Source organism: Bartonella sp. CL63NXGY (genome assembly GCF_042194905.1).
Classification (GTDB): Bacteria; Pseudomonadota; Alphaproteobacteria; order Rhizobiales; family Rhizobiaceae; genus Bartonella.
This window is the reverse complement of sequence record NZ_JBHINK010000089.1, coordinates 1-714: the sequence shown is the minus strand read 5'-3', so window position 1 is coordinate 714 and position 714 is coordinate 1. Positions and strand designations below refer to the sequence as shown.

General features: G+C 41.9%; 1 pseudogene. It reads left to right on the top strand.

The window, feature by feature from the left end:
* Window positions 1-714: pseudogene (locus ACFIK0_RS09390) on the top strand (hypothetical protein); the annotation flags it as partial.

Below are 714 nucleotides of genomic sequence, written 5' to 3'. Positions count from 1 at the left end.
TCAGCTTTATTCCTTGCATCAGACGCTAGCGATGTATTTAGGAGGAGGAGCTAGCTATGAAGGTGGCGAATGGAGGGCTCCGGAATTCAAGGTTGCACAATTCAATTCTGATGGTAGTTCGTCAGAAAAGAAGATTTATCATGATGTAGCAGGAGCTTTTGATGGTGTCAGTGATGGTATGACGAGTATCAACGACCGTATTCATGATGTTGAGAAGAGTGTGGCGAGCAATGGTTTGAATTGGAATGAAGAAGAAGGCGCGTATGATGCGAAGCATGATGGTAAGTCGAGTAAGATTACGAATGTATTGGATGGTAAGATAGCAGAAGGTTCGCAAGAAGTTGTTAATGGTGGTCAGCTTTGGAGCACGAATGAGAGGGTAAAAGAGGTTGAAGACAAAGTAGATACGATAGATCAACATGTGAAAGATATTGAAGTAGCCGTAACGGATGGCGTTGTTAACTATGATAAAGATAGTGATGGGAAAAAGACCAATAGCATTACGTTAGTAGGAGGCAATGACAGCGAACCTGTTATGATAGACAATGTAGCGGCAGGCAAGATTGAAACAGGTTCTCAGCAAGCTGTTAATGGCGGTCAGTTGCATGATTATACTGAAGAGCAGATGAAGATAGTTCTTGAAGATGCCAATAAGTATACGGATGAGAAAGTTAGTGGTCTTGTCAATGATGCTGTTAACGAGTCTAAATCCTA